The following is a 23,711-nucleotide window of genomic DNA, read 5'->3' on the forward strand; positions in this document are numbered from 1 at the left end:
ACCTCTTAGCGTTTTGCTTTTGTCAGTACATTGGTGCCCAACCGTTCCAATGCGGCCCGCAGGCCCTCATCGGCTACGGGGGCAGTTGTCTCTTCGGCGCGGGCCTTCAGGCTCGGGTCGATCTCTTTGGGCTCGGCCACTTTGCGATGGCCAAAAGCCACCTGCCCTTCGGCAAAGCCGGTCGGTGCTGTTTGGGTCACACGGATACGGGCAATGGCGTTATAGCCGTAAACGCTGTTGACCTTGGTGCGCAGCTGTTCCTTTTGCATTTCCAGCATCGGCGCCTGTGCGCCCGTGGTCAGCAAGGTCAGTGTGGCCCCCATACCACCACGGGCATAGCTGACTTCTACCGGATGTGCGATGGCAGCAATATCGTCGCCCACAACTTCGGCCCAATGGGTCAACAGGCGCGACTGGGCGAATCCACGGCTTTCGCTGGCGGTGCGAATGCGCCCTGTCAGCAAGCTGGAGGTTCTTTTGAACCCTTTTGTGGTGGCGTGACGCCGAGCCATGACTATGTTCCCCCAAAGGTTAGTGCGGATCATAAAGGTTTGCGCGCCCGCTGCCAGACATAGCCGCAAAGGAAGGGCATAAATCTTGCGTGAACGCACCGCTGACCTGCTGGACTGGTATGACGTACATGCCCGCGTGATGCCTTGGCGGACCTCGCCTGCTGACAAACGCGCAGGCACGCGCCCCGATCCCTATGCCGTCTGGCTGTCCGAGGTGATGTTGCAACAAACCACTGTCGCTGCTGTCACCGATTATTTCACCCGCTTTACCGCACGTTGGCCCACGGTCACCGATCTGGCCGCCGCCGAAGATGGCGACGTGATGGCCGAATGGGCGGGCTTGGGGTATTATGCGCGCGCCCGCAACCTGCTGAAATGCGCCCGTGCAGTTGTGGCGGATCATGGCGGCAGCTTTCCTGCGGATCACGCGGCATTGCTGGCCCTGCCTGGGATCGGCCCCTACACCGCCGCCGCAATCTCTTCGATCGCCTTTGACCTGCCGCACGCGGTTCTGGATGGCAACGTCGAACGGGTTATGGCGCGGATATACGACGAACACACGCCCCTGCCAGCGGCCAAGCCGATCCTGATGACCCACACCGCGGCCCTGACACCTAGCGAGCGCCCCGGCGACTATGCACAGGCAGTGATGGATCTGGGGGCAACCATATGCACACCCAAATCCCCCGCATGTGGCATTTGTCCGTGGCGCGACCCCTGTCTGGCCCGCCAGCGCGGCACCGCCCCCGAACTGCCCAGAAAGACCCCGAAAAAGACCAAGCCCGTGCGTCACGGCACTGTCTATGTCGCGCGCCGTCCCGACGGGGCCTATCTATTGGAACGCCGCCCCGACCGTGGGTTGCTGGGCGGGATGTTGGGCTGGCCGGGATCGGACTGGGTGGATGTCAGCATTGAACGGCCTGCGGGTACGCCGCCGGTGGATACAACATGGACAAAGGTGCAAGGCGAAGTGCGCCACACCTTTACACATTTCCACCTGATCCTGACCGTCATGTTGACCGAAACCGATGCCGAGCCGCATACGGGCCGCTTTCTGACCCAAGCCGAATTCGGGCCCTCGGACCTGCCCACCGTGATGCGCAAAGCCTTTGACCTGACGCGGCATTAAGCGCGCTTTGGTTCACCGGCGGGCCGCGCTATACTGCCGGCAACCAACCGCTTAGCCGAGTGTGCATCATGACAACATCGTCCTACATATCCGCCACAGACATGGCCAAGTTGACCCGCGCGGCCCCCTATGCCCTGTCTGTTCTGCTGATCCCGCTGGCATGGGCCTGTGCCGTTACTGGCGGCTGGACCGTGATCCTGCTGCCGTTTTTCACTTGGTATCTGTTCGTCGCTTTGGACTTTGCCGTCGGGCTGGACCCAGACAATGCCGACCCTGACACCCAAGACGACGATCTGTTCTGGTACAGCGCCATCACGATTGTCTGGGCCCCATTGCAGTTCATCAACCTGTTTGCGCTGATCTGGTACGTGGCACCGGCCGACCATCTGGGCACGCTGGAAAAGCTGGTGCTGTTCTTTGGCGTCGGCGCGATCAACGGCACCGTGGGTATCAACTATGCGCACGAGCTGATGCACCAAAAATCAAAGCTGGAACGCTGGTGTGCCGATGCGCTACTGGCGATGGTGCTTTATTCGCACTTCCGGTCCGAACACATGCTGGTGCACCACCGCTATGTCGGCACCCCGCGCGACACAGTAACCGCGCGCATGGGCGAAAGTTTTTACCGCTTTTACCCCCGTGTTCTCAGGGAATCGCTGATCAGCGCGTGGAATGCGGAAAAAGACATGCTGGCCCGCAAGGATCTGCCATGGAGCGATATGTCGAATCCCTTCTTCAAATACTGGTATTTGCAAGCCACCTTTGTGGTTTTGGCCTTTGCCATTGGCGGCTGGGCCGGTCTTGGCCTGTTCTTGTTGCAGGCGGGCGTCGCGATCTGGCAACTTGAGCTGGTCAATTACATCGAGCACTACGGCTTGACCCGCAAACATCTGGGCGATGGCAAATACGAACACGTCCACCCCCGCCATTCGTGGAATGCCACGCACCGCGCGTCGAACTGGCTGCTAATCAACCTGCAACGCCATTCCGATCACCACTACAAACCCGATCGCCGCTTTCCCGTGCTGCAAAACCACACCGAAGCCGATGCGCCGCAACTGCCCTACGGCTATCCGGTGATGACGATGGCCGCGATGATACCCCGCGTCTGGAAACGGGTCATGAACCCGCGCGTGCGCGCATGGCGCGAGATGTATTACCCCGAGATCACCGACTGGACCGCCTACAACAAGGCCACCAATCCGCGGCCACGCTAAGCCTGTCCCAAACGAAAAAGGCCCCGCCATAAAGGCGGGGCATAGGTGAGTGCCCCATGTGATTGCGACAATGGGTGAAAGTCGCGGGGCACCGGCGGTGTTCGTAAAACTGTGGTGATTTAATCCGAAGGATCAGTCGTGCATCTCCGACCGGATCTGCTGGCGCAGCACGTCGATCGGCACAGTTTTGCCCTCGCGTTTAAAGCACCAGTAGGTCCAGCCATTGCAGCTGGGTGCGCCTTCGAGATGGGCACCAACCTGATGTATTGATCCTTTGACGTCATCGCCAATCAGCGTGCCATCGGCACGGACCTTGGCCTTGTGACGGTTGTTCATCGAATAAAGCTGTTCTCCCGGACGCAGCATACCGCGTTCGACCAACTGGCCGAAGGGCACGCGCGGCTCGGCGCGTTTCGACGTGCTGACAGCCAGTGCATCGCGGTCGAACTTGCGCACCGAAGCGATACGTTTCGCGGCAACCTTGCGATAGGCTTCCTCGCGTTCGATCCCGATGAATTCGCGGCCCAGCATCTTGGCCACAGCACCTGTGGTGCCGGTGCCAAAGAACGGGTCCAGAACCACATCACCGGGGTTTGTCGAGCCAACCAGCAAACGGTGCAACAGGCTTTCGGGCTTTTGCGTCGGATGCGCCTTGTCGCCCTCGTCGTTTTTCAGACGTTCGTGGCCGGTGCAGATTGGCAAAACCCAGTCGCTGCGCATCTGGATGCCGTCATTCAGCGCCTTCAGCGCCTCATAGTTGAAAGTATATTTGCTGCGCTCGTCCTTGCCCGCCCAAATCATCGTTTCGTGGGCGTTGGTAAACCGCTTTCCGCGAAAGTTCGGCATCGGGTTCGACTTGCGCCAGACCACATCGTTCAGAATCCAGAAACCGGCATCCTGCAAGGCCGTGCCGACGCGGAAAATATTGTGATAGCTACCGATGACCCAGATCGCGCCATCGGGTTTCAACAGGCGGCGCGCGGCCTTCAACCATGCGCGGGTGAATTTGTCGTAAACCTTGAAACTGTCGAACTGGTCCCACGCATCGTCAACCGCATCCACCTTGGAATTGTCGGGTCTGTGCAAATCACCGCGCAACTGCAAGTTATAGGGCGGATCGGCAAAGATCAGGTCCACCGATTCCGCCGGTAGGCTGTTCATCACGTCAATGCAGTCACCCGCAATTATTTCATTCAAGGGCAGCGCCGTGGCGCTCTTGGTTTTTGTCATCATATCTGCCTCTATCCGCGGCCCATTTTGGGCTCGTTGGTTGTGGACAAAGATGAGTCAAAGCTGATTCGCGGTCAATTTCTTTATTGAATCAATTGGTTAACTATTTTTCTTGATACAAGATATTGTGTACAGGTTTGAACGAACGTCTATGGTGTGGGGTCACACCAATATTCTGCAGTGCTTCTTTGTGGCTTTTTGACGGATAGCCCATGTTCGTCTCCCAGCCATAGCCTGGATGCTGTTGCGCCAAATCCACCATCAGCGCATCACGCCTGATTTTTGCCACAATTGAAGCTGCCGCAATCGACAGTGATCGGGCATCCCCTTTTACCAATGTGGTCGCCGGCAGGTTAAGTCCGCGCGGCACCATATTGCCATCAATCAGCACATGATCAGGCCGCACCAAAAGCCCTGCAATCGCCCGCACCATCGCGATATGCGATGCGCGCAAAATGTTATGCTCGTCAATTTCCTCCACCGACGCACTGCCCAGCGACACATCGGCCCGCGCCATCAACTCGGCGTACAGTACCGCCCGCCGCTTGGCGCTAAGTGCCTTGGAATCGTTCAGACCCTCAGGGATGTCATCGGGGTTCAGCACCACAGCAGCGGCCATCACAGGCCCCGCAAGCGGCCCGCGACCCACTTCATCCACACCCGCCACGCGGCCCCCGATTTCAAGCTCGAATGAAAAATCCGGCATATAAGCACGCCCCTATGGCTTCTTTTGGCAATAAATATCCTCGCCGAAGGCGAAAAACGCACATCTCAAAGAGATGTGCAAACCAGAACCTTCGGGCCATTGTGGCGGTAAGGACAATCGCCCGCAGCGGTTACGCGGATGGCCTCCTATCGGGGAAAATATCCGGATCGGACAGCGCGGCACAAACGGTCGCCGCGATCAGGTTGGCAATGTTCTAGCCGGCAATGTCAGGGGCAGAGCCATGCCGCGCAGCAGCCTCGAAGACCAGCAGCGACTTGGGTGATGTGATCAGGCGGGCCAGTTCGGTCATACGCCGAGCGTATAGGCGCCGTTTGTTTTTTCAAGCTATATGAACGATCCGTTCGGGATGATGCTATACCCAACCAAGCGAGGGACAGCGCCAATGCCACATGATCCGACCAAAGACCCGCTTTTGTCGCCTTTCACATTGGGCAAACTGCACCTGCGCAACCGGATCGTCAGCACCAGCCATGCCTCGATGAACGACGAAGACGGCATGCCCGGTGAACGCTATCAGGCCTATCACGAGGAAAAGGCACGCGGCGGTCTGGCCATGACGATGATCGGCGGCAGCGCGATGGTGTCGCGCGATTCCAGTTGGGGCGGCGGGCAACTGGACATGAGCACCGACCGCATCATTCCCTATCTGCAAAGCCTGTCTTCGCGCGTACATGCCCAAGGCGCGGGTGTCATGACGCAGATATCGCATCTGGGCCGACGCGCCAATGCGTTCCACGGAGACTGGAACCCGGTTATCGCACCGTCACCCATACGCGAAGTGCGCAGCCGTGGCTTTCCGCGCGAGATGGACCGTGACGACATCGACAGGGTGATTGCCGACTATGCCAGTGCCGCGAAACGTGCGCGGGATGGCGGGCTTGATGGTGTGGAAACGCTTTGCGGTGGCCATCTGATCGGCCAGTTCATGTCGCCGCTTGCCAACCGGCGCACCGATTCCTTTGGTGGTTCGCTTGAAAACCGCGCCCGCTTTGGCCTGATGGTTCACCAGGCGATCCGCGATGCTGTGGGCGACGACTTTGCCGTGGGCATCCGTCTGGTCATCGACGAAGGCACGGAAGGCGGTCTGAACGCCGATGACGGCATCGCGCTGGCCCATATGTTCGAACGCGAAGGGCTGGTCGATTTCTTCGATGCGATCTACGGGCGGATGGACAGCGACCTGATCCTGTCCGAAGACAACATGCCCGGCATGTTCCAACCCGACGCGCCCTATCTTGCCTCCGTCGCGCGGTTCCGCGCCGAAGTGAACCTGCCGCTGATCCACGCCGGTGGCATTCGCGACACCGCTACCGCTCGTCATGCCATCCGCGAAGGCATCGTCGATCTGGTCGGCATGACCCGTGCCCACCTGACCGATCCCCATTTGGTGCAACATTTGCTGGCCGGAACCGAAGAGAACATTCGCCCTTGTGTCGGCGCGTCCTATTGCCTCTATAAAAAAGCGACGTGCATCCACAACGCAGCCACCGGCAACGAACTGACGATCCCGCACAGGGTGACACCGGCCGAGTTTGCAGGCCGCGTTGTGGTCGTTGGTGGCGGTGTTGCCGGACTGGAGGCCGCGCGCGTTGCAGCCCTGCGCGGTCACAGTGTTATCGTGCTCGAAGCGGCATCGCATCCCGGTGGCCAATTGCGTCTGGCAGCGCGCGCACCGGAGCGGGCCAACATGATCGGTATCGTCGACTGGCGTATTGCCGAACTGACCCGCTTGGGCGTCGAGATCCGTACAAATTGCTATGCCGATATGTACGACATTCTGGCCGAAAACCCCGATACGGTTTTTGTCGCCACCGGCGGGCTGCCCGATCTGGACCAGATTGACGGTGCAGACCTGTGCCGGACCACTTGGGACGTCCTGTCCGGCGCAGCCAGCCTCGCGCGCGAAGTGTTGATCCACGACGGCACAGGCCGGGCACCTGCGCCCTCTTGTGCGCTACTGGCCAAGCAGTCGGGCAGCGCTGTGACCTTTACGACCAGCGATGGCGTTGTGGGTCAGGAAATGCCCTATCAGGATGGCACCGGCTTCAGGAAGCGCTTTGCCGAGCAGGGTATTCAAATTCTTGGTGATCTGGACCTGCTGCGTGTCGAAAAAGCCGGTGCGCGCCTGAAGGCGACATTCGTACACACCTTCAGCGGATACGCGCAAACCATCGAGACAGATCAGATCGTCGTTGAACGTGGAACGCATGCGCTGAACGATTTGTACCACCAACTCGAGACTTCGCCGGATTTTATTGGCGCGCTACATCTTCTCGGTGACGCTGTGGCGTCCCGCGATGTGCATGCATCGATCCGCAATGCCTATGTAACGGCTCTGTCTGCCTGACGCCGAGCACGCCAAGCAAAAAGGGGGAAGGTGCCCGAACACCCTCCCCCAAGTTTGACCGGAAACAGGGACCCGTCCCCGGTCATGGCACCCCCTTTATTAGCGGCGGGCCAATTCGTAACCCCGCTGACGCAAGCAACGTGCGTCATAGCCGCGACCATATCCGTTTTGGTTGCGGAACCGCAGCACGCAGGCTTGCGGCAGGCTGTTGGAGTAGCGGTAGCGGTTCGACAGACACTTGTCGCCAAAGCCGTTTACCTTGCCCTGACGGGTATGGAATGTGCGCAGGCACGCCTGCGGCAGCAACTTGCGGTTGTTGGCACGCGGCGGCAACGGGCGCGGGTGCAGCGGGCGCGGGTCAGGGCGATAGCCAGGGCGAGCGACCGGTCGATAGGTGTCATGACGGGTCACGTGATCCTTGTCCTTGCGGGAATCGTGGATAACAGCGCCGACAATCGCCAGCCCCAGAATGGCCGCCAATGCGCGGGCGGTGTCATCCTGATCCGCGGCGGCGGGGACTGCGGACAGCCCTGTGATGGCAATGGACAGGCCTGCGACAAAGGCGATGAACTTGCGGTGCAGGGACCGATGTGTGAGAATCGGCATGGCGTGTTCCTTTCGTAAAGGGTCATGTGTTTTTGGGTGGCCCTGCCTGCATGGCCGAACCTTGGACCAAAGGTGGGCGCATTGGGCCAAGTCACACAATAACAGTCGGCTGTTATCCAATATCAGCCACGCGAAACCCCTGTTGTTATTGAATATCGCAACGACAAGGGCCACAGTCCCAATATGAAACACATTCTCCTTTCCCTTGCCTGTGCCGCCATGCTGGCCGCGCCGGCGGCGGCCCAGGCCGCCGACTGCTTTGCCGATTACAAGGCGAAGAAAGACGCCCCCCTGCGCCTGCATTATGGTGTGGCGCAGGTTTCTGCCTGTGACCGTGGTACGGCGCAGGCGGACCTGAAGAATCGTCTTGCCGCGAACGGCTGGACGTTGTTGCAGATTGTGTCTGTGTTCGGCCCCGAAGGCCTTGATCAAAGGAAAGACAGTGCCGGACAATACTTCCTCCGCTTCTGAAATGCGTCAGGCCGGTGAACGGCTGGTGCTGGGCGGGATCGCAGCGATTGTCGCCATTCTGCTTGCAGCTGCCATCGTGCTGTTTCTGACCCTGCCGGACGCGGGCGCCTTTAATGCCCAAGTCGAACGCATCTTTATCGAAAATGCCGACCTGACCAGCCAGTCCGAGATCAAACTGCTCGAAATCCTCGCGCAGTCGGGCACGGCCTTTTCCGCTACCCTGAACAGTTACCGCTTGGTTATCTTCGTGCTGCTGACCTTTGCCACGGCGCTGCTGGTGGCCGCACTGGTGTTTCTGGTCATGCTGGTGGGCATGGGCCGCCGTCTGGCCCAGATCGAACGCGCTGGCATCGAAGTGAACTCGCTTCTGATCAGCCGCGAGGAAAACACCGTCTATCTGAACAACCTTGGCTTCAAACTGACCGATGCGGCGATGGAAACCATGTCGATTCTGGCCGAGGCGCGGATGGACGACGATGTGCTATCCGGCGTCGAGATCGAGGCAATCATATCAGGCCGCGATGCGTCGGACTGCGAAGAGGCCGCAGGGGCCACCCGCATCAAACGTCTGCGCGACACGCTAGGCAACCAGATCGTCAGCGAATTGCTGGTCAAGAACATCGCGCGGCGCGGCTATATGCTGGCGGTGGGCAAGGACGTGATCAAGGTAATCTGACCCCCGCCAACTCCTCTGGTCAAAGTTGCGGGGCGCGTTCTAAGGTACGCCTCGCATACACCCCCGGAGGAGAAACCGATGCCAGCGCCAATCAACACATTCAAACAAGCCCTTGCCAACGGCAAGACCGTCATGGGCTGCTGGCTCAGCCTTGGCACGGTTAACACTGCAGAGCTTATGGGCGCGATGGGCTTTGACTGGCTGCTGATCGACGGCGAACACACACCCTACGACATCTCGACCATCCGCGACCAGTTGATGGCGCTCGCGGCGTCGCCGTCACATGCTGCCGTGCGCGTGCCGGTGGGCGAGACATGGATGATCAAACAGGTGCTTGATTGCGGTGCGCAAACCGTTCTGGTGCCCATGGTCGAAAGCGCCGATCAGGCACGCCAGCTGGTGCGTACGATGAAATACCCTCCCTTCGGCATACGCGGCGTGGGCTATTCCAGCACGCGCGCGGCAGGGTTCGGCACCATTCCAGACTATGGCCAGACGGCGGACGACCAGACCTGCCTGCTGGTACAGGTTGAAAACCGCGCGGGTCTTGCCGCATTGGATGATATTCTGGAAATCGACGGTATCGACGGCGTGTTCATCGGCCCCGCCGATCTGTCCGCCGATCTGGGCCATATGGGCAACCTCAGTCACCCCGATGTCATGGACGCAATCCTTGACGCAACGCGCCGGATCGCCGCCGCAGGCAAGGCGCCCGGCATTCTCAGCAGCGATGAGTCAGTGCTGATCGCCGCAATGGAAGCCGGCGCGCGTTTCGTCGCTGTTGGCGTCGACGCCTCGCTTCTGGCCAACGCCGCCCGCGCGGCTGCAAACCGTTGGGTGAAATAGACAGCCCTGATTTCTTTTGGCTAAAAATATCCAAATCCGGCAGAAACCTCAGGCGCTGCCGGATTTGATCTGCGTGGCCGCCTGTGTATAGCCGCCCGCCGCCCCGTCGATAAAATGCACATGATCGTCACGCTGCATCGACGGCACGATACAGGTCATCAGTGCCTCGCTCTGGCTGTGCGTTCCATAGCGGATGGTGCCTGCCATCCGCGCTGTCTCCAGCACAGCCGTCAGCCGCGCCGCTGTGGCGTCATCGCAATCCAGCGTCATTTTCAGCCCGTCGTCAAATTTGCGGAAATCGGCATTTTCGGCAACCGTTCGGGCATAGCCGCGCGCATCAAAACCGCCGACCTTCAAGCCCGTCTTAATCAGAACCCACGCCATAAACGTCTCGAACAGGATTTGCCGTTTGCGTTTGCCCACTGTCAATTTGCCATGTGTTGCGCGGGCTTCGATGTCAGCGCCCGCTGGCGGCCATCCGGCATCCGGACCTTCGGCGGGCGTGGGGTGCCCGTTGCGGTCCAGATCACCCACAACCTTCAGCACCGCATCAATCAGCGCTGCAACCTTCACGGCCTCTGCCCCCTCTTCGGGCTGGATCAGCACCGACAGGATTTGTCCGTTGCGCGCCTTGATCGGACTCCAGCGGCACGACAGGCCGGTCAGGTCGGGCTGCGTGCCTGCGCCAGCGCGGGGCAGATTGAACCTTCCTTGTTTCATTTCCGCCTCGGCCCAACTCAGACCACCCCCCGAGAACATTGCATAATCAACGTCCCCTGACGCCTGATACCGTGCCACGGCCACGTCGCGCCCTGCTTTGCGGATCGCGGACACAGGCACCATTGCCACGCGCAACTGCAACCCGAACTCTTCACCGGCCCAGCACTGCACCGCCGCCAGCGCGTGGCTTGCGGTTTCGGCCCGTTCCGGGGGGCAGGCAAATGCCGCACCATCCCCGCCAAAGACGAACGGAAACGCCTGCCCTGCTGCCGCGTTGATCTGCGCCGAAATCACCGCTGCCCCGATCATGTTGACCGTTTTGTATCGCCCTTCGGCAATCGCCTGCGTCGAGCCGACAATATCCGAGGCCCCCACAAACCAGTCCTCAGGCAAAGGGGTGTAACGCGCAGGGTTCGACAGCGTGCCAAAAGCACTTTGCAGCGGCAAGCGATCATAAAACTGGTCCATTGTCGGTCTCGCTGTTGCTGCTGAGCTTGATACGCACTCTTGCACGGTCTGTCCGCCCGTGTAACCAAGCTTCACCAAAGCTTGAAAGGCCACACGATGCGAACCGGACTATTTCTTCTGGCGCTGGCCTATGTGCTTAGCCAGTTCTTTCGCGCTTTTCTGGCAGTGTTGGCAGGCCCACTCCAAGTTGATCTGAACATCACGCCGGAAGCGCTGGCTTTTGCCTCGGGGCTTTGGTTTTTGTCCTTTGCCGCTATGCAGATTCCTGTGGGCTGGGCGCTGGACACCATCGGCCCCCGCCGGACCGCTGCTGCCCTGCTGTTGGTGGGCGGCGGTGGCGGTGCTGCATTGTTTGCGTTGGCGACAGGGGCCATGCACATCAACATTGCGATGGTGCTGATCGGTATCGGGTGTTCACCGGTTCTGATGGCGTCCTACTATATCTTCGCCCGCGAGTTCCCGCCCGTACAATTCGCCACATTGGCCGCATTGATGGTGGGCGTGGGCACAGTCGGCAACCTGATCGCGTCCTATCCGATGGCCATTTCGGCCGAGCTGATCGGCTGGCGCGCGTCGATGGGCGGGCTTGCGGCGCTGTCTGCGGCGGTTGCGGCAGGTGTGGCCTTTACCGTTCAAGACCCTGAAAAGCTGCAAACCGACCTGCGCGGGTCGGTGTTTGATCTGCTGAAAATGCCGGTGTTGTGGCTGATCCTGCCGCTGATGTTTGTGCATTACGCGCCTGCAGGGGCCATCCGTGGCCTGTGGATCGGTCCCTATTTGCGCGATGTCTATGATGCCAGCCAGTCGCAGATCGGCGTGGCGACACTGCTGATGGGGTTGGCAATGATCTTGGGTGTGGTGGCCTATGGCCCGCTGGACCGGCTGGTGGGCAGCCGCAAATGGGTAAACTTTACCGGCAACGCGCTGACGGCTGCCGCAGTGCTGGCGCTGTGGGCAATGCCCCAGCCCGACCTGTGGACCGCCGTGGCGTTGATGTGCGCCGTGGGGTTGTTCGGGGCGTCATTCCCGATGATGGTCGCACATGGTCGCAGCTTTGTGCCGCCACATCTGACAGGGCGCGGTGTGACCTTGCTTAACCTCTTTGGCATCGGCGGCGTCGGGTTGATGCAATTCGTCAGTGGACGGCTGCACGCAGACGCGCAGGGCGGCGATGTGGCAGCCCCCTATGCGGCAATCTTCGGATTCTTCGGCCTTGCGCTGGTTGCCGGACTGGCACTTTATGCGTTTTCCCGCGACAACACCGCCTAAAACAGATTTTTCATGCCCCTTTTAACACGGGGACAAGCGGTATATGGACGCCAAGCACCCGAAAATGGAGAATCGCAATGGGTTATCGCGTCGTCGTCGTTGGCGCCACTGGAAATGTGGGCCACGAAATGCTGAACATTCTGGCCGAGCGTCAGTTTCCGGTGGATGAAATCACCGCTCTGGCCAGCCGCAAGTCGTTGGGCACGGAGGTCAGCTTTGGCGACAAGACACTCAAGACGAAGGATCTCGATACGTTCGATTTCACGGGTTGGGACATTGCGCTGTTCGCCGTAGGCTCGGACGCCACCAAGAAATACGCGCCCATCGCGGCCAAAGCTGGCTGCTATGTCATCGATAACTCGTCGCTTTACCGCTACGACGCCGACATTCCGCTGATCGTGCCCGAGGTGAACCCCGACGCCATCGAACTGGCCGTCAAGCGCAAGATCATCGCCAACCCCAACTGCTCGACCGCGCAGATGGTTGTGGCGCTGAAGCCTTTGCACGACCGCGCACGGATTAAACGCGTTGTTGTCAGCACCTACCAGTCGGTATCGGGTGCAGGCAAAGAGGGCATCGACGAGCTGTGGGACCAGACCAAATCGATCTATAATCCCACCGACGACAAGCCTGCGCGCAAGTTCACCAAACAGATCGCATTCAACGTAATCCCGCACATCGACGTCTTCATGGACTCGGGCGAGACCAAGGAAGAATGGAAGATGGTCGCCGAAACGAAAAAGATCATCGACCCGTCGATCAAGGTGACAGCGACTTGTGTGCGCGTTCCGGTCTTTGTCGGCCACTCGGAAGCCATCAACATCGAATTCGAAGAGTTTCTGGACGAAGACGAAGCCCGCGACATCCTGCGCGAATCCCCCGGTGTCATGGTGATCGATAAACGCGAGGACGGCGGCTATGTCACGCCGGTTGAATGCGTGGGCGACTTTGCCACGTTCATCAGCCGCATCCGTCAGGACAGCACCATCGACAACGGTCTGAACCTGTGGTGCGTCAGCGACAACCTGCGCAAGGGTGCCGCCCTGAACGCGGTTCAGATCGCCGAAGTGCTGGGCCAGCGGATCCTGAAAAAAGGCTGAATTCCGCCGAAATATGTACAGCTTTCAAGGGGTGCTTCACGGCGCCCCTTTTCTTTTGGGTTACGCTTTCGCACGCTGGGGGACATTCGTTTTCAAAAGGTTCCAGATATGCGCATTGCCATTTTAGCCCCCGTCGTTTCCATCTGTGCCCTGCTGGGCCCGTTGGCCTTGTGGGCCGACACGCTGACCATCGACAGCGCGCCAGATACGGTAACCGTCTATCCGCGTGGCGCGCAGGTCACGCGCACCACCACGGTGACGCTGCCGCAAGGCACCCATGATCTGGTTTTGCCGGATCTGCCGCAATACGTCGATCCGGCCCGCATCTCGGTCAAACTGGCGGGGGCGCAATTGCAATCTGTGTCGTTCCGGGATCGCAACCAACCCCCCGGCCCCGATCAGGACACCGCCGAGATCACCGCAGCGCGGGATGCGCTGAAAGCGGCAGAAACCACATTGAACGCATTGGACGACCGTATCGCGCTGGCGCAGGTAGCGGTGCAAGCCGCCAAGGCACAAACCGATTTCCTGACCGCCCTTGGCACCTCTGATGCGTTGCCCACAGATGTTGGTACGCTGCGCGATCTGTCACAGATGATCGGCGATCAAACTTTGGTGGCCGGACAAGCGGCAGGTCAGGCCCGCACGTCGATCCGGACCCTGATGGAAGAGCGCGCAGACCGCGTCGAAGATGTACAGGACGCACAAGCCGCATTGGATGCGCTGCTGACAGCCGATCAGGATCACACCCGTCTGACCCTGACTGCAACCGCCGCAGCGGCGGGCGATGCAACGCTCGAGGTCAGCTATCAGGTAAACGATGCCGCCTGGTATCCGGTTTACAATCTGCGGCTGACCACAGATGACGCCCCCGCGCTGGAGCTTGAACGTGGTGCTGCCGTAGCCCAATCCAGCGGCGAAAACTGGGGCGGGGTGACACTTACTCTTGCGACTGTCCAACCCAGTGGCCAGACTTGGCCCAGCGAGATCTACTCGGAACTGCGCCGCATCGAAGACCCGGCCACCCCAAAGGCCCGCGTCAGTTCCGAAGCGGTGATGGGGGCCACCGCTGACATCGCGCCACCCGCGCCCGCAGCCATGGAAGAGCCCGCAGTTGCCATCGCCATGCTGGACGGCCCCAGCGTGCAATACGTCTTTTCCCAGCCGGTCAGCGTGGCCAATGGCGCCGACGAAGTCCGCATCGCGCTGGACAAAATCGGTTTTGCCCCAGACGTCTATGCCCGCGCGGTGCCGCTGCGTGACAGTGTTGCCTACCGGATGGCGCGTATAACCAACACCACGCAAGAACAATTGCTGGGCACCCAATATGCCACCGCCTTTGTCGACGGGCAAATGGTTGGCCAGTTCGGCTTTGATCCCGTGGCACCGGGCGAAGAGGTCGACATTGCCTTTGGGCCGATCGAAACACTGCGCCTGAACCGTGTGCGCCTGAACCGTAACGAAGGCGACCGGGGCATCATTTCACGGTCAAGCGAGATCGCCGAAACCACGCGCATCGACGTCGAAAACACCGGCACTATGCCATGGCGCGTGGAATTGTTCGACCGCGTGCCCGTGACCCAGCAAGAAGACCTGAACATTGACTGGGCGTCGCAACCGGCCCCTACGGTTACTGACCACGATGACCGCAAGGGTATCCTGATGTGGGACATGAACCTGGCGCCCGGCGACGAATCAAATGTGACGTTGAATGTGGACATGAACTGGCCCGAGGGGAAAGTCTTGCGGTGACCGCCTGCGGGTTTGATAAACCTTAACGCCCCGGCAACCATGTTTCGGGTGTGTGCCCACTATAAGGTTTAATTACTTCATTCCAAAGACGCGTCTAAATCTCTGTTTTCAGGTAGTTTTCACCCGATACATCCACATATGCCGGCAGTTTAACGATTGGCGCAAACACTTCTTAACTTGTGTCAGACTATGGTCTTCTTGTCAGCGGATGAAACTTTGGAAGACAGGGGACATCAGCAGACACAGACCGCCCGTGTGGGGACATGGGAACAAACGGTCACTTTCTAAAGCGGCTCCGGTGGGGAGCCGACCAACCGGTGCCGCAAAAGCGCACTTGGTGAAGGCCGCTGCACGTCAGCGTGTTTTCGAAGCATAGTTCACACGCCTTCATTCAAAACGATGATTGTCAGCTGCCGCACAGGTTCAGGGGTGGACCGAAGCAGTCTGTTCAAGGTCGGGCCTAGGGTACTGCAGCGGTTGCATTGCGCTCCGCCAGATGCAGTCCCCGACGTGGCCAGTCGCGTGGAACATAAGATAGAAGGTGGCGATGCTCTGGTGTGAGGATCGCCACCTTTTCGTATGTCAGGTGGTTGAAACCGGCAGGAATTTTTCATCGTGATGGTTGTAATATTCCAACCCACCCTCGCCGATGTCCATCCACAACCCGTGCATCGTCAATTCGCCCGAAGCCAGACGGTCCGAGACAAAGGGGAAGGTCAACAGATTTTCCAGCGACGCGACAACCGCGTGTTTCTCAAGCTGTTGTATCTGCACTTTTGGATCAGGCTCGTTCGCGACCAGATCGTATTTGGGGCGCAGAATGTCCATCCAGCGACCAACAAAGCTGGTTTTCTCTTCCAGCTCGGGCGCTTTGCCCTGACACATGTCGATACAGCCCTGAACGCCGCCGCAGTTGGAATGGCCCATCACGATCAGATGCGCCACTTTCAGTACGGTCACAGCATACTCGACCGCAGCTGACGTGCCGTGATGGTCGCCATCCGGCTCGTAGGGGGGCACAAGGTTGGCAATGTTGCGGTGAATAAAGAATTCGCCCTGATCCGCGCCAAAGATCGACGTTACATGCACACGGCTGTCGCAGCACGAAATCATCATCGCGCGTGGACGTTGACCTTCGTTTGCCAGTCGCCGGTACCATGCCTGATTATCGGCATATCCCGTGGCTTTCCAGCCATGATAGCGTTGTAGCAAATAGCTGGGAAGTGGCTTCACGTTGTGCATTTTTGTGGTCCTCTCGCTTGGGGCCTCGGGTCGGGTGACGCCCGCGATACAGCGAATTCTACCCAATTTCGAGAGAAAATCGTCTCCCTGCCCCGCAGGCATCAACCAAATGCCAACAAGTGTGATCCTAAGGTGCGCTCAGGCCGTGGGGGCCAACAAGGGGTGATCACCAAAATGAGCTTTATAACACACATCAATCCACGCGAGGCGGTAGCCGTTAACAATGACCGTCTGGGCGCACTATACGCCCAACTGGGCGATGTCAGCGCCGAAGATGTACTGTGCCGCGCCATGGAGGAACTGGCATTGCGTATGTCCCACTGCGAGCGTCTGTTTCGCGCCGACGACTTTGACGCGCTGCGCAAAAGTGCACGATCGCTGATCGCTATCGCCGAACAGATCGGCATGGATATTCTGGCGCGAGTTGCTGCCGACGTGACCTATTGCATTGACCGCAGGGATACCGTGGCGCTGGCCGCCACGTTGAACCGGCTGATGCGCACGGGCGAAGGGTCACTGACAGCTGTTTGGGATTTGCAGGACATCACGCTTTAGGCTTTCCGCTTCTGCCAATCCGCGCACGTGGATGCAGCGCCGGTGCGTTCGGTTGCGGCAATACATGTCGGTAAAAACCCACAGTACAAGCGACTGGAATTATCTCTGAAAAACCAAAGCGCCATGCCCAGCAACGAAAGTTGCAACCGGCATGGCGTTTTTGGTAAAGTGGTGAGCCGTGTTGGGTTCGAACCAACGACCTACTGATTAAAAGTCAGTTGCTCTACCAACTGAGCTAACGGCCCACTAGGCGGCTAACTAGAAAGAGTTGGCGGGACGGTCAAGCCCTATTCACCAACTTTATTGGCGCGGTACTGGATTCACCCTCGCGGCGGAGTTATATGCCCCCGATGGCACAGGATTATGAAACAAATTTGCCGTTCATGAAAATGCACGGGCTGGGCAACGACTTTGTTGTTGTAGACGCGCGCGCGCGCAGCGTGGTGATCACGCCTGCATTGGCCAAGGCTCTTGGCGACCGGCACCGCGGCGTGGGGTTCGACCAATTGGCCGTGATCGGCAAAGGTGCGGGCGATGCGCACCTGACCTTTTACAATTCCGACGGCACATTATCTGCGGCCTGCGGCAATGCGACCCGCTGCATCGCGCGCTATCTGATGGATGAAAGCGGCGCGGACAGCCTGCACCTGACCACAGACCGTGGCGATCTGGCTGCAAGGGACATGGGCGACGGGATCACTTCGGTGAACATGGGTCATCCGCAGTTGAACTGGGCTGACATTCCGCTGGCGCATGACATGGACACGCTGGAATTACCCATCGAGGGCGCGCCTACAGCGACCGGCATGGGCAACCCGCATTGCACCTTTTTTGTCGATGACGCCGAGGCGGTGAATATGACCGAACTTGGCCCCCGCATCGAGCATCACCCGCTGTATCCGCAGCGCACCAATGTGCAGGTGGCGCAGATCACCGGCCGCGACCGCATCCGCATGCGTGTGTGGGAGCGTGGCGTGGGGCTGACACTGGCCTCGGGGTCGTCCTCGTGCGCGACTGCCGTGGCGGCAGCGCGACGTGGTCTGACGAGGCGCGATGTGGTCATTGATCTGGACGGCGGGCAGTTGCGTGTTGAATGGCGCGAAGATGGCGTCTGGATGACGGGTGCCACGATGCACGTCTTTTCGGGACAACTGACTCAGGCGTTTCTGGACAGCCTGTCATGAGCGCCCCGATCTTTTCGAATCACGGCTGCCGTCTGAACGCCTACGAACTTGAGGCGATGAAGGAACTGGCCGCCAGTGCGGGTCTGCAAGACGCCGTGGTGGTCAACACCTGCGCTGTCACCGCCGAGGCCGTGCGCAAAGCCCGTCAGGACATCCGCAAGCTGCGCAAGGCGAACCCGAATGCGCGTCTGATCGTCACGGGCTGTGCGGCCCAGACCGAACCCGACACCTTTGCCAATATGGCCGAGGTAGACGCGGTAATCGGCAACACTGAAAAGATGCAGCAGACCACATGGTCGGGCTTGGCCGGAGATTTCGGCACCGAGCCTGTGCAAGTGGACGACATCATGTCGGTGACGGAAACCGCAGGCCACCTGATTGACGGCTTTGGCACGCGCAGCCGTGCCTATGTTCAGGTCCAGAACGGGTGTGATCACCGCTGCACCTTCTGCATCATCCCCTTCGGGCGCGGAAACTCGCGTTCGGTCCCTGCGGGTGTTGTGGTGGACCAGATCAAACGGCTGGTGGACCGCGGCTATAACGAGGTTGTGCTGACCGGCGTGGACCTGACATCGTGGGGGGCAGACCTGCCTGCTGCGCCGCGTCTGGGCGATTTGGTGATGCGCATTCTGAAGCTGGTGCCCGACCTGCCACGCCTGCGGATCAGTTCGATTGATTCGATCGAGGTGGACGACGCACTGATGCAGGCGATTGCCACCGAAGCGCGGTTGATGCCGCACCTGCACCTGTCCCTGCAACACGGCGACGACCTGATTCTGAAGCGGATGAAACGGCGGCACCTGCGGGGCGACGCCATCCGCTTTGCACAAGAGGCGCGCGCCCTGCGGCCTGACATGACATTCGGTGCCGACATCATCGCCGGCTTCCCGACCGAGACCGAGGCGCATTTCGAAAACGCGCTGGCTCTGGTCGAGGAATGCGATCTGACGTGGCTGCACGTCTTTCCCTATTCGCCCCGCCCCGGCACACCGGCAGCACGGATGCCGCAAGTGGACGGGCGCGCGATCAAGGCGCGGGCTGCACGGCTGCGGGCAGCGGGTGACGCGCAGGTTCAGCGCCACCTGAGCGCACAGGTGGGTCGCACCCATCATATCCTGATGGAAAGCCCGCACATGGGGCGCACTGCCCAGTTTACCGAGGTGCATTTCGCGGCCCCCCAGACCGAGGGCAGCATCGTCACAGGCACGATCAACGGACAGTTGGACAACCACTTGCTGGCCTGACCCGGCCAGCCCGACCGCCCGCAACGAAAAACCCCCGCCCTGTCGCCAGCGCGGGGGTTTGTCATGTTGTCTCAAGCGTCAGGATCAATCCTTGCGCTTGTACTTTTTCTTGACCGGCGCCCAAAGGCGTTTGTTCGTCAGGTACAGCAGCACCGACAGGATCGTCAGGAACAGCACGCCAACAAAACCGGCTTGCTTGCGCTGTGACAACTTGGGTTCAGCCGTCCACATCAGAAACGCCGCAACGTCCTGCGCTTCGTGATGCAACTCGTTCGAGTGGCCATCCGCAAATTCGACGTCTTCACCAGCCAGCGGCGGGGCCATAGCGATCCAGCTGCCGGGGTACATATGACCACCGTCCTCGTCCTTGCAGTCCTCGGGGTAACCGCCAGCGGTAAAGGCGGTGTTGTAATACCCTGCGAAATCTTCAGGCGCGCAGCTAGGTGGGTCTTCATAGCTGATCAACAGCGTAGCGATGTATTCCGGACCGCCGATGCCCTTCAACAGCTGGTTGATGCCCAGACCGTAAGGGCCATGAAAACCGGCGCGCGCCTTGGCCATCAGGCTAAGGTCGGGCGCGTTTTCAAGGGCCGAACGCGGAAAGTGGTCAACCGGGGTGCCGGGGCGCGTGTCATCCAGTTCGGGGTCGAAAACCTCGAATTGTTCGGCATAGGCGCGTACCTGATCCTCGGGCAGGCTGGGCCCGCCCTCGTCCGCCAAAGTGCGCAGCGGGACGAACTTCAGACCGTGACAAGCCGCGCAAACCTCGGTGTAGATCTGAAGGCCGCGCTGCAGCTGGTTGGTGTCATAGGTGCCGAACGGACCGTCGAAGGGAAAGTCGAAGTTTTCGACATGCGCTTCTCCGCCAGCGGCATAAGCGCCCCCTGCCAGACCAAAGGCCACGGCAGCGCCAAGTGCGATTTTCTTGAACATGGTGCTCATCCTCTTATTCCGCAGGCTGCGACGCGGCATCGGCCTTGGCCGAACCGGTCTTGGCCACTTTTGCGGCAAAGTCGTCTTCGATCGTCGCGGGCTGTGCGTCGGGTTTTTCAATCACACCCAGCAACGGCAGGATGACGAGGAAATAACCGAACCAATAAGCCGAGGCGATCAGCGAGAAGCTGGCGTAAGGCTCTTCCGCTGGCATGGCACCCAGCCACATCAATGCGAAGAAGTCGACAACCAGAAGCGCGAACCACATCTTGAACATCGGACGATAGCGGCCCGATCGTACCGAAGAGGTATCCAGCCACGGCACCAGCGCCATCACAGCAATCGCACCAAACATCGCCAAGACACCAAAGAACTTGGCGTCAACAATGCCACCGGTCACGAACGATGCAATCTGCACCACCCACACATCCGAGGTAAATGCCCGGAGGATCGCGTAGAACGGCAGGAAATACCACTCGGGAACAATGTGCGCAGGCGTCGAAAGCGGATTTGCTTCCAGATAGTTGTCGGGGTGACCCAGATAGTTCGGCATGAAGCCGACAACCGCAAAGAACACCACCAGAATGACGGCCAGCGCGAACAGATCCTTGATGACAAAGTACGGCCAGAACGGCAGCGTGTCTTTCTCGGCTTCTTCTTTCGAACCTTTACGCACATCAACACCTGTGGGGTTGTTGTTGCCGGTCGAGTGGAAGGCCCAGACGTGAACAATAACCAGACCCGCAATCAGGAAAGGCAGCAGATAGTGCAGGCTGAAGAAACGGTTCAGCGTCGCGTTGCCCACCGCAGGTCCGCCCAACAGGAACGTTTGCAGGCCCTCACCGATGAACGGGATTGCACCGAACAGGCCGGTGATAACCGTAGCACCCCAGAACGACATCTGGCCCCAAGGCAAAACGTAGCCCATAAAGCCGGTTGCCATCATCAGCAGATAGATCAGCATGCCGATGATCCACGTGATTTCGCGCGGGGCCTTGTAAGACCCGTAGTAGAGACCGCGGAAGATGTGGGCATAAACAGCAACAAAGAACAGCGAAGCGCCGTTCGCGTGCATGTACCGCAGCATATAGCCGCCGTTCACGTCACGCATGATATGCTCGACGCTGGCAAAGGCCATGTCGACATGCGGTGTATAGTGCATCACCAAGACGATACCGGTGACGATTTGCAAGACCAGACAGAACACCAGAACAATGCCCCAGATCCACATCCAGTTCAGGTTCTTGGGTGTGGGGATCATCAATGTGTCGTACAGCAAACCAACAACGGGCAGACGGCTGTGAAGCCATTTCTCTGCACCGGTTTTCGGTTCGTAATGGTCGTGAGGAATTCCAGACATTGCGTTCCCTTCCCTTAACCCAGTTTAATCGTGGTTTCGTCCACGAATTCAGCCACAGGAACCGGAAGGTTCTCGGGTGCTGGCCCTTTGCGGATACGGCCCGCGGTATCATAGTGCGAACCGTGGCAGGGGCAGAACCACCCGCCAAAGTCGCCAGCATCGCCCAAAGGCACACAACCAAGGTGCGTACAAACGCCCATCATCACCAGCCATTCGCTGTCCGTGCCGGCTTCACCGCCCGGAGGAACCAGCGACCGGTTCGGGTCTGTTGCAGGCGCATCGCCTGCAATGTTCGCGTTGCGTGCAATCGGGTCGGGCAGCGCTTCCATCTCGACCCCGTTTGCCGCGGCGACTTCGGCCTCGGTGCGGCGACGGATAAACACGGGCTTGCCCAGCCATTTCACGGTCAGCTGTGTACCCGGATCGATGCCGGAAACGTCAACACGGATCGACGACAGCGCCTTAACGTCCGCCGAGGGGTTCATCTGATTGACCAGCGGCCAGACGGCGGCACCTACAGCGACAGCACCTGCACCCGCAGTTGCGTAGTACAGGAAATCGCGCCGGTTGCCGTCGTGTTCATCTGTGTGGGACACGGGGTTTTCTCCAACTCTCTTGACCCTCGGGGTCATTCGCCAATGGGGCCGCACATCAAAGCGCAGCCTTCCTCGGGGCGTATCTAACGGGGTGAACCTGTCCAGTCCAGCATCATTGATGTCGCACGTCGTCGCATGTGGGAACTTTATCAACCCTTGAAGCACAGATTCGCGAAAATCATCTGTTCCGCCTTAGGGGACAGTCGCTTGCATTGATTCGCGGGCTGCGAATTTCGCGGCCCAAGCCGCCAGAGCATCGTTGCCCTTGCGCCAGTTGCGGTCTTCGTGGCGGAAATCAAGGTATCCCAACGCACAACCCACCGCGATATGCCCGATATCAAGCGGCCCGTACAAATGTCCCATCCAGCGACTGTCGAGCGCGTTCAACGCACGCGATACCTTTTCCCACTGGTTTTCGACCCATTTGTCCGATTGAAGCGCCTCATCGCGCAAACGGCGTTCATAAACCATGCTGACAGCCGCCTCCATGATCGCATCGCCCGTCGCTTCCAGTGTCAGCGTTTCCCAAGGGTTGGTTGCAGGATAAAGGCCTGCTTTGGCGCGGTCGTCCAGAAACCGTGTGATCACCCGGCTATCATACAGTGTCGCACCGTCGTTGCGCACCAGCGCGGGAATTTTGCCAATAGGGTTCGCCGCCGCAAGGTCGGCAGGCGTCGCACCGGGGGCTGTGGTAACGGTGACAATCTCGACATCGTCCAGTTGCTGCGTCTCGCGCAGAACCACCAGAACTTTGCGCACAAAGGGCGAGGCCCCGGACATAATCAGATTCATTCAGGTCTCTCCCTTGGGTTCGGTGTCACCCTAACGTGGCGCGTGAAACAGTCAAACGCGCAACTACTGATTCGCTTGCGCACCGCGCATCAGTGCAGCCAGCACCGCCAGATCGCTGCCCCGCCCAAAGGCCTCGACCCCGTTCGCTGCGCGGTTGCGCACATCGTCGGGCTTGTTCTGGCTTAGCTTCCATGTGCCATCGACGCCCGTGACCGACATCCGGCAGGGCACGATCTGGCGCATCATGCGGTCCAGCGCCCCGGCGTCCATCTTGCCTGCGGTCCACGGAGTTTTGGGGCGCAACTGTTCTTCGAAATGCGCCGACTGTGCGTCCAGCAACGCGCGCAACTCGTCCTGCGGACGCAATTCAAGCATACCAGACAGATGCACGGCGACGTAATTCCACGTCGGCACCTGATCGGGCACCTTGTACCAGTCGGGCGAGACATAGCTGTCGCCACCGCTGACCGCCAAGCGCACCGGTTGCGGGCTGGTCAGCAGCCGCGCAATAGGATTCGACCGCACCAGATGCAGCGCCACGCTGCCCCCGTCTTCGGACAGCACAAAGGGCACATGGCTGATCAACGGCCCGTCGGGCGCATTCACCGCCAGCACGCCGAAGCCGCGATCGCGGGCAAAGGCCAGATTTCGTGCGGCGTCAGCGTCGTGAAAAACCGGATTTGGATGCATCTGTAACGTCCCGTTCAAAAGCTACAGTATCTATTGCAGGCTTTA

23 protein-coding genes and 1 tRNA gene are annotated in these 23,711 nt (G+C 59.6%); 12 read left to right on the forward strand and 12 right to left on the reverse strand.

Annotated elements, in window-relative coordinates:
- Positions 1 to 5 precede the first annotated feature (5 nt).
- The gene (locus tag SULPSESMR1_RS14770) at positions 6 to 512 is read right to left on the reverse strand and encodes a DUF721 domain-containing protein (RefSeq protein WP_089421515.1); all 507 of its coding nucleotides are present in this window, start codon (positions 510 to 512) and stop codon (positions 6 to 8) included.
- Between the two features lie 139 nt (positions 513 to 651).
- On the opposite strand from SULPSESMR1_RS14770, the gene SULPSESMR1_RS14775 reads away from it, so the two are divergent.
- Together SULPSESMR1_RS14775 and SULPSESMR1_RS14780 are read left to right on the forward strand one after the other, a co-directional pair.
- The gene (locus SULPSESMR1_RS14775) at positions 652 to 1,641 is read left to right on the forward strand and encodes an A/G-specific adenine glycosylase (protein ID WP_240311471.1); all 990 of its coding nucleotides are present in this window, start codon (positions 652 to 654) and stop codon (positions 1,639 to 1,641) included.
- 68 nt (positions 1,642 to 1,709) lie between these two features.
- Positions 1,710 to 2,858 carry an alkane 1-monooxygenase gene (locus tag SULPSESMR1_RS14780; RefSeq protein ID WP_198362805.1) on the forward strand — a complete coding sequence of 383 codons (1,149 nt, stop codon included), beginning with the start codon at positions 1,710 to 1,712 and terminating at the stop codon, positions 2,856 to 2,858.
- Positions 2,859 to 2,990: 132 nt separating this feature from the next.
- Here SULPSESMR1_RS14780 and SULPSESMR1_RS14785 read toward each other — a convergent pair whose 3' ends face one another.
- Positions 2,991 to 4,091 carry a site-specific DNA-methyltransferase gene (locus SULPSESMR1_RS14785; RefSeq protein WP_089421517.1) on the reverse strand — a complete coding sequence of 367 codons (1,101 nt, stop codon included), beginning with the start codon at positions 4,089 to 4,091 and terminating at the stop codon, positions 2,991 to 2,993.
- Positions 4,092 to 4,191: 100 nt separating this feature from the next.
- Positions 4,192 to 4,794 carry a ribonuclease HII gene (locus SULPSESMR1_RS14790; RefSeq protein ID WP_089421518.1) on the reverse strand — a complete coding sequence of 201 codons (603 nt, stop codon included), beginning with the start codon at positions 4,792 to 4,794 and terminating at the stop codon, positions 4,192 to 4,194.
- 403 nt (positions 4,795 to 5,197) lie between these two features.
- On the opposite strand from SULPSESMR1_RS14790, the gene SULPSESMR1_RS14795 reads away from it, so the two are divergent.
- Positions 5,198 to 7,162 (forward strand): FAD-dependent oxidoreductase, encoded by a 1,965-nt coding sequence (locus SULPSESMR1_RS14795; protein ID WP_089421519.1) that lies wholly within the window; start codon positions 5,198 to 5,200, stop codon positions 7,160 to 7,162.
- A gap of 99 nt (positions 7,163 to 7,261) precedes the next feature.
- Here the strand turns inward: SULPSESMR1_RS14795 and SULPSESMR1_RS14800 are convergent, their stop codons facing one another.
- On the reverse strand, positions 7,262 to 7,768 hold the full coding sequence (locus tag SULPSESMR1_RS14800; RefSeq protein ID WP_089421520.1) for a cytochrome C oxidase subunit IV family protein: 507 nt from the start codon (positions 7,766 to 7,768) through the stop codon (positions 7,262 to 7,264).
- 183 nt (positions 7,769 to 7,951) lie between these two features.
- Between SULPSESMR1_RS14800 and SULPSESMR1_RS14805 the strand changes: the two genes are divergently transcribed.
- From SULPSESMR1_RS14805 to SULPSESMR1_RS14815, 3 genes are all read left to right on the forward strand, one after another.
- A complete protein-coding gene (locus SULPSESMR1_RS14805) occupies positions 7,952 to 8,239 on the forward strand; it encodes a hypothetical protein (RefSeq protein WP_089421521.1) in 288 nt (95 codons plus the stop codon).
- Complete coding sequence (locus SULPSESMR1_RS14810; protein WP_198362806.1) at positions 8,211 to 8,915, forward strand: hypothetical protein; 705 nt, start codon at positions 8,211 to 8,213, stop codon at positions 8,913 to 8,915. Before SULPSESMR1_RS14805 ends, SULPSESMR1_RS14810 begins: the two co-directional genes overlap by 29 nt.
- A 78-nt stretch (positions 8,916 to 8,993) precedes the next feature.
- Positions 8,994 to 9,761 (forward strand): HpcH/HpaI aldolase family protein, encoded by a 768-nt coding sequence (locus tag SULPSESMR1_RS14815; protein WP_089421523.1) that lies wholly within the window; start codon positions 8,994 to 8,996, stop codon positions 9,759 to 9,761.
- 48 nt (positions 9,762 to 9,809) lie between these two features.
- Here the strand turns inward: SULPSESMR1_RS14815 and SULPSESMR1_RS14820 are convergent, their stop codons facing one another.
- Positions 9,810 to 10,949, reverse strand: a complete 1,140-nt coding sequence (locus SULPSESMR1_RS14820; RefSeq protein ID WP_089421524.1) for a DUF3095 domain-containing protein — start codon at positions 10,947 to 10,949, stop codon at positions 9,810 to 9,812.
- Positions 10,950 to 11,045: 96 nt separating this feature from the next.
- Between SULPSESMR1_RS14820 and SULPSESMR1_RS14825 the strand changes: the two genes are divergently transcribed.
- The 3 genes from SULPSESMR1_RS14825 (at position 11,046) to SULPSESMR1_RS14835 (ending at position 15,070) form a co-directional block, all read left to right on the forward strand.
- Complete coding sequence (locus SULPSESMR1_RS14825) at positions 11,046 to 12,218, forward strand: MFS transporter (RefSeq protein WP_089421525.1); 1,173 nt, start codon at positions 11,046 to 11,048, stop codon at positions 12,216 to 12,218.
- Positions 12,219 to 12,295: 77 nt separating this feature from the next.
- Positions 12,296 to 13,318 (forward strand): aspartate-semialdehyde dehydrogenase, encoded by a 1,023-nt coding sequence (locus SULPSESMR1_RS14830; protein ID WP_089421526.1) that lies wholly within the window; start codon positions 12,296 to 12,298, stop codon positions 13,316 to 13,318.
- 108 nt (positions 13,319 to 13,426) lie between these two features.
- The gene (locus SULPSESMR1_RS14835) at positions 13,427 to 15,070 is read left to right on the forward strand and encodes a DUF4139 domain-containing protein (protein WP_089421527.1); all 1,644 of its coding nucleotides are present in this window, start codon (positions 13,427 to 13,429) and stop codon (positions 15,068 to 15,070) included.
- Positions 15,071 to 15,652: 582 nt separating this feature from the next.
- Here SULPSESMR1_RS14835 and SULPSESMR1_RS14840 read toward each other — a convergent pair.
- A complete protein-coding gene (locus SULPSESMR1_RS14840; RefSeq protein ID WP_089421528.1) occupies positions 15,653 to 16,312 on the reverse strand; it encodes a carbonic anhydrase in 660 nt (219 codons plus the stop codon).
- Positions 16,313 to 16,486: 174 nt separating this feature from the next.
- Here SULPSESMR1_RS14840 and SULPSESMR1_RS14845 point away from each other — a divergent pair, with 174 nt between their 5' ends.
- Complete coding sequence (locus SULPSESMR1_RS14845; protein WP_089422348.1) at positions 16,487 to 16,867, forward strand: hypothetical protein; 381 nt, start codon at positions 16,487 to 16,489, stop codon at positions 16,865 to 16,867.
- A 169-nt stretch (positions 16,868 to 17,036) separates the two neighbouring features.
- Here SULPSESMR1_RS14845 and SULPSESMR1_RS14850 read toward each other — a convergent pair.
- Positions 17,037 to 17,112, reverse strand: a tRNA-Lys gene (locus SULPSESMR1_RS14850).
- Between the two features lie 105 nt (positions 17,113 to 17,217).
- Here SULPSESMR1_RS14850 and dapF point away from each other — a divergent pair.
- Positions 17,218 to 18,051: a diaminopimelate epimerase gene (dapF, locus tag SULPSESMR1_RS14855; RefSeq protein WP_089421529.1), complete on the forward strand. Its 834-nt coding sequence runs from the start codon at positions 17,218 to 17,220 to the stop codon at positions 18,049 to 18,051.
- Complete coding sequence (gene mtaB / locus SULPSESMR1_RS14860; protein WP_089421530.1) at positions 18,048 to 19,295, forward strand: tRNA (N(6)-L-threonylcarbamoyladenosine(37)-C(2))-methylthiotransferase MtaB; 1,248 nt, start codon at positions 18,048 to 18,050, stop codon at positions 19,293 to 19,295. The genes dapF and mtaB overlap by 4 nt, the downstream gene beginning before the upstream one ends.
- A gap of 84 nt (positions 19,296 to 19,379) precedes the next feature.
- On the opposite strand, the gene SULPSESMR1_RS14865 is transcribed toward mtaB, so the two are convergent.
- The 5 genes from SULPSESMR1_RS14865 to SULPSESMR1_RS14885 form a co-directional block, all read right to left on the reverse strand.
- Positions 19,380 to 20,228: a cytochrome c1 gene (locus SULPSESMR1_RS14865; protein ID WP_089421531.1), complete on the reverse strand. Its 849-nt coding sequence runs from the start codon at positions 20,226 to 20,228 to the stop codon at positions 19,380 to 19,382.
- A gap of 13 nt (positions 20,229 to 20,241) precedes the next feature.
- On the reverse strand, positions 20,242 to 21,588 hold the full coding sequence (gene petB, locus SULPSESMR1_RS14870; RefSeq protein ID WP_089421532.1) for a cytochrome b: 1,347 nt from the start codon (positions 21,586 to 21,588) through the stop codon (positions 20,242 to 20,244).
- A gap of 14 nt (positions 21,589 to 21,602) precedes the next feature.
- Positions 21,603 to 22,184: a ubiquinol-cytochrome c reductase iron-sulfur subunit gene (petA, locus tag SULPSESMR1_RS14875; RefSeq protein ID WP_089421533.1), complete on the reverse strand. Its 582-nt coding sequence runs from the start codon at positions 22,182 to 22,184 to the stop codon at positions 21,603 to 21,605.
- 192 nt (positions 22,185 to 22,376) lie between these two features.
- Positions 22,377 to 22,976, reverse strand: coding sequence for a glutathione S-transferase (locus tag SULPSESMR1_RS14880; protein WP_089421534.1), 600 nt, complete (start codon positions 22,974 to 22,976; stop codon positions 22,377 to 22,379).
- Positions 22,977 to 23,039: 63 nt separating this feature from the next.
- A complete protein-coding gene (locus SULPSESMR1_RS14885) occupies positions 23,040 to 23,666 on the reverse strand; it encodes an FMN-binding negative transcriptional regulator (protein ID WP_089421535.1) in 627 nt (208 codons plus the stop codon).
- Positions 23,667 to 23,711: the final 45 nt, after the last annotated feature.

This window comes from Pseudosulfitobacter pseudonitzschiae, assembly GCF_002222635.1.
Taxonomy (GTDB): Bacteria; Pseudomonadota; Alphaproteobacteria; order Rhodobacterales; family Rhodobacteraceae; genus Pseudosulfitobacter; species Pseudosulfitobacter pseudonitzschiae_A.

Bases quoted from the DNA above. Each gene is read 5' to 3' on its own strand.
- SULPSESMR1_RS14815 (WP_089421523.1), top strand. From the start codon at position 8,994: ATGCCAGCGCCAATCAACACATTCAAACAAGCCCTTGCCAACGGCAAG.
- SULPSESMR1_RS14880 (WP_089421534.1), bottom strand. From the start codon at position 22,976: ATGAATCTGATTATGTCCGGGGCCTCGCCCTTTGTGCGCAAAGTTCTG.
- SULPSESMR1_RS14800 (WP_089421520.1), bottom strand. From the start codon at position 7,768: ATGCCGATTCTCACACATCGGTCCCTGCACCGCAAGTTCATCGCCTTT.
- SULPSESMR1_RS14825 (WP_089421525.1), top strand. From the start codon at position 11,046: ATGCGAACCGGACTATTTCTTCTGGCGCTGGCCTATGTGCTTAGCCAG.
- SULPSESMR1_RS14805 (WP_089421521.1), top strand. From the start codon at position 7,952: ATGAAACACATTCTCCTTTCCCTTGCCTGTGCCGCCATGCTGGCCGCG.
- SULPSESMR1_RS14835 (WP_089421527.1), top strand. From the start codon at position 13,427: ATGCGCATTGCCATTTTAGCCCCCGTCGTTTCCATCTGTGCCCTGCTG.
- petB (WP_089421532.1), bottom strand. From the start codon at position 21,588: ATGTCTGGAATTCCTCACGACCATTACGAACCGAAAACCGGTGCAGAG.
- SULPSESMR1_RS14845 (WP_089422348.1), top strand. From the start codon at position 16,487: ATGAGCTTTATAACACACATCAATCCACGCGAGGCGGTAGCCGTTAAC.
- SULPSESMR1_RS14785 (WP_089421517.1), bottom strand. From the start codon at position 4,091: ATGATGACAAAAACCAAGAGCGCCACGGCGCTGCCCTTGAATGAAATA.
- mtaB (WP_089421530.1), top strand. From the start codon at position 18,048: ATGAGCGCCCCGATCTTTTCGAATCACGGCTGCCGTCTGAACGCCTAC.
- SULPSESMR1_RS14790 (WP_089421518.1), bottom strand. From the start codon at position 4,794: ATGCCGGATTTTTCATTCGAGCTTGAAATCGGGGGCCGCGTGGCGGGT.
- SULPSESMR1_RS14885 (WP_089421535.1), bottom strand. From the start codon at position 23,666: ATGCATCCAAATCCGGTTTTTCACGACGCTGACGCCGCACGAAATCTG.
- SULPSESMR1_RS14820 (WP_089421524.1), bottom strand. From the start codon at position 10,949: ATGGACCAGTTTTATGATCGCTTGCCGCTGCAAAGTGCTTTTGGCACG.
- dapF (WP_089421529.1), top strand. From the start codon at position 17,218: ATGGCACAGGATTATGAAACAAATTTGCCGTTCATGAAAATGCACGGG.
- SULPSESMR1_RS14770 (WP_089421515.1), bottom strand. From the start codon at position 512: ATGGCTCGGCGTCACGCCACCACAAAAGGGTTCAAAAGAACCTCCAGC.
- SULPSESMR1_RS14830 (WP_089421526.1), top strand. From the start codon at position 12,296: ATGGGTTATCGCGTCGTCGTCGTTGGCGCCACTGGAAATGTGGGCCAC.
- SULPSESMR1_RS14780 (WP_198362805.1), top strand. From the start codon at position 1,710: ATGACAACATCGTCCTACATATCCGCCACAGACATGGCCAAGTTGACC.
- SULPSESMR1_RS14795 (WP_089421519.1), top strand. From the start codon at position 5,198: ATGCCACATGATCCGACCAAAGACCCGCTTTTGTCGCCTTTCACATTG.
- SULPSESMR1_RS14840 (WP_089421528.1), bottom strand. From the start codon at position 16,312: ATGCACAACGTGAAGCCACTTCCCAGCTATTTGCTACAACGCTATCAT.
- SULPSESMR1_RS14865 (WP_089421531.1), bottom strand. From the start codon at position 20,228: ATGTTCAAGAAAATCGCACTTGGCGCTGCCGTGGCCTTTGGTCTGGCA.
- SULPSESMR1_RS14775 (WP_240311471.1), top strand. From the start codon at position 652: ATGCCTTGGCGGACCTCGCCTGCTGACAAACGCGCAGGCACGCGCCCC.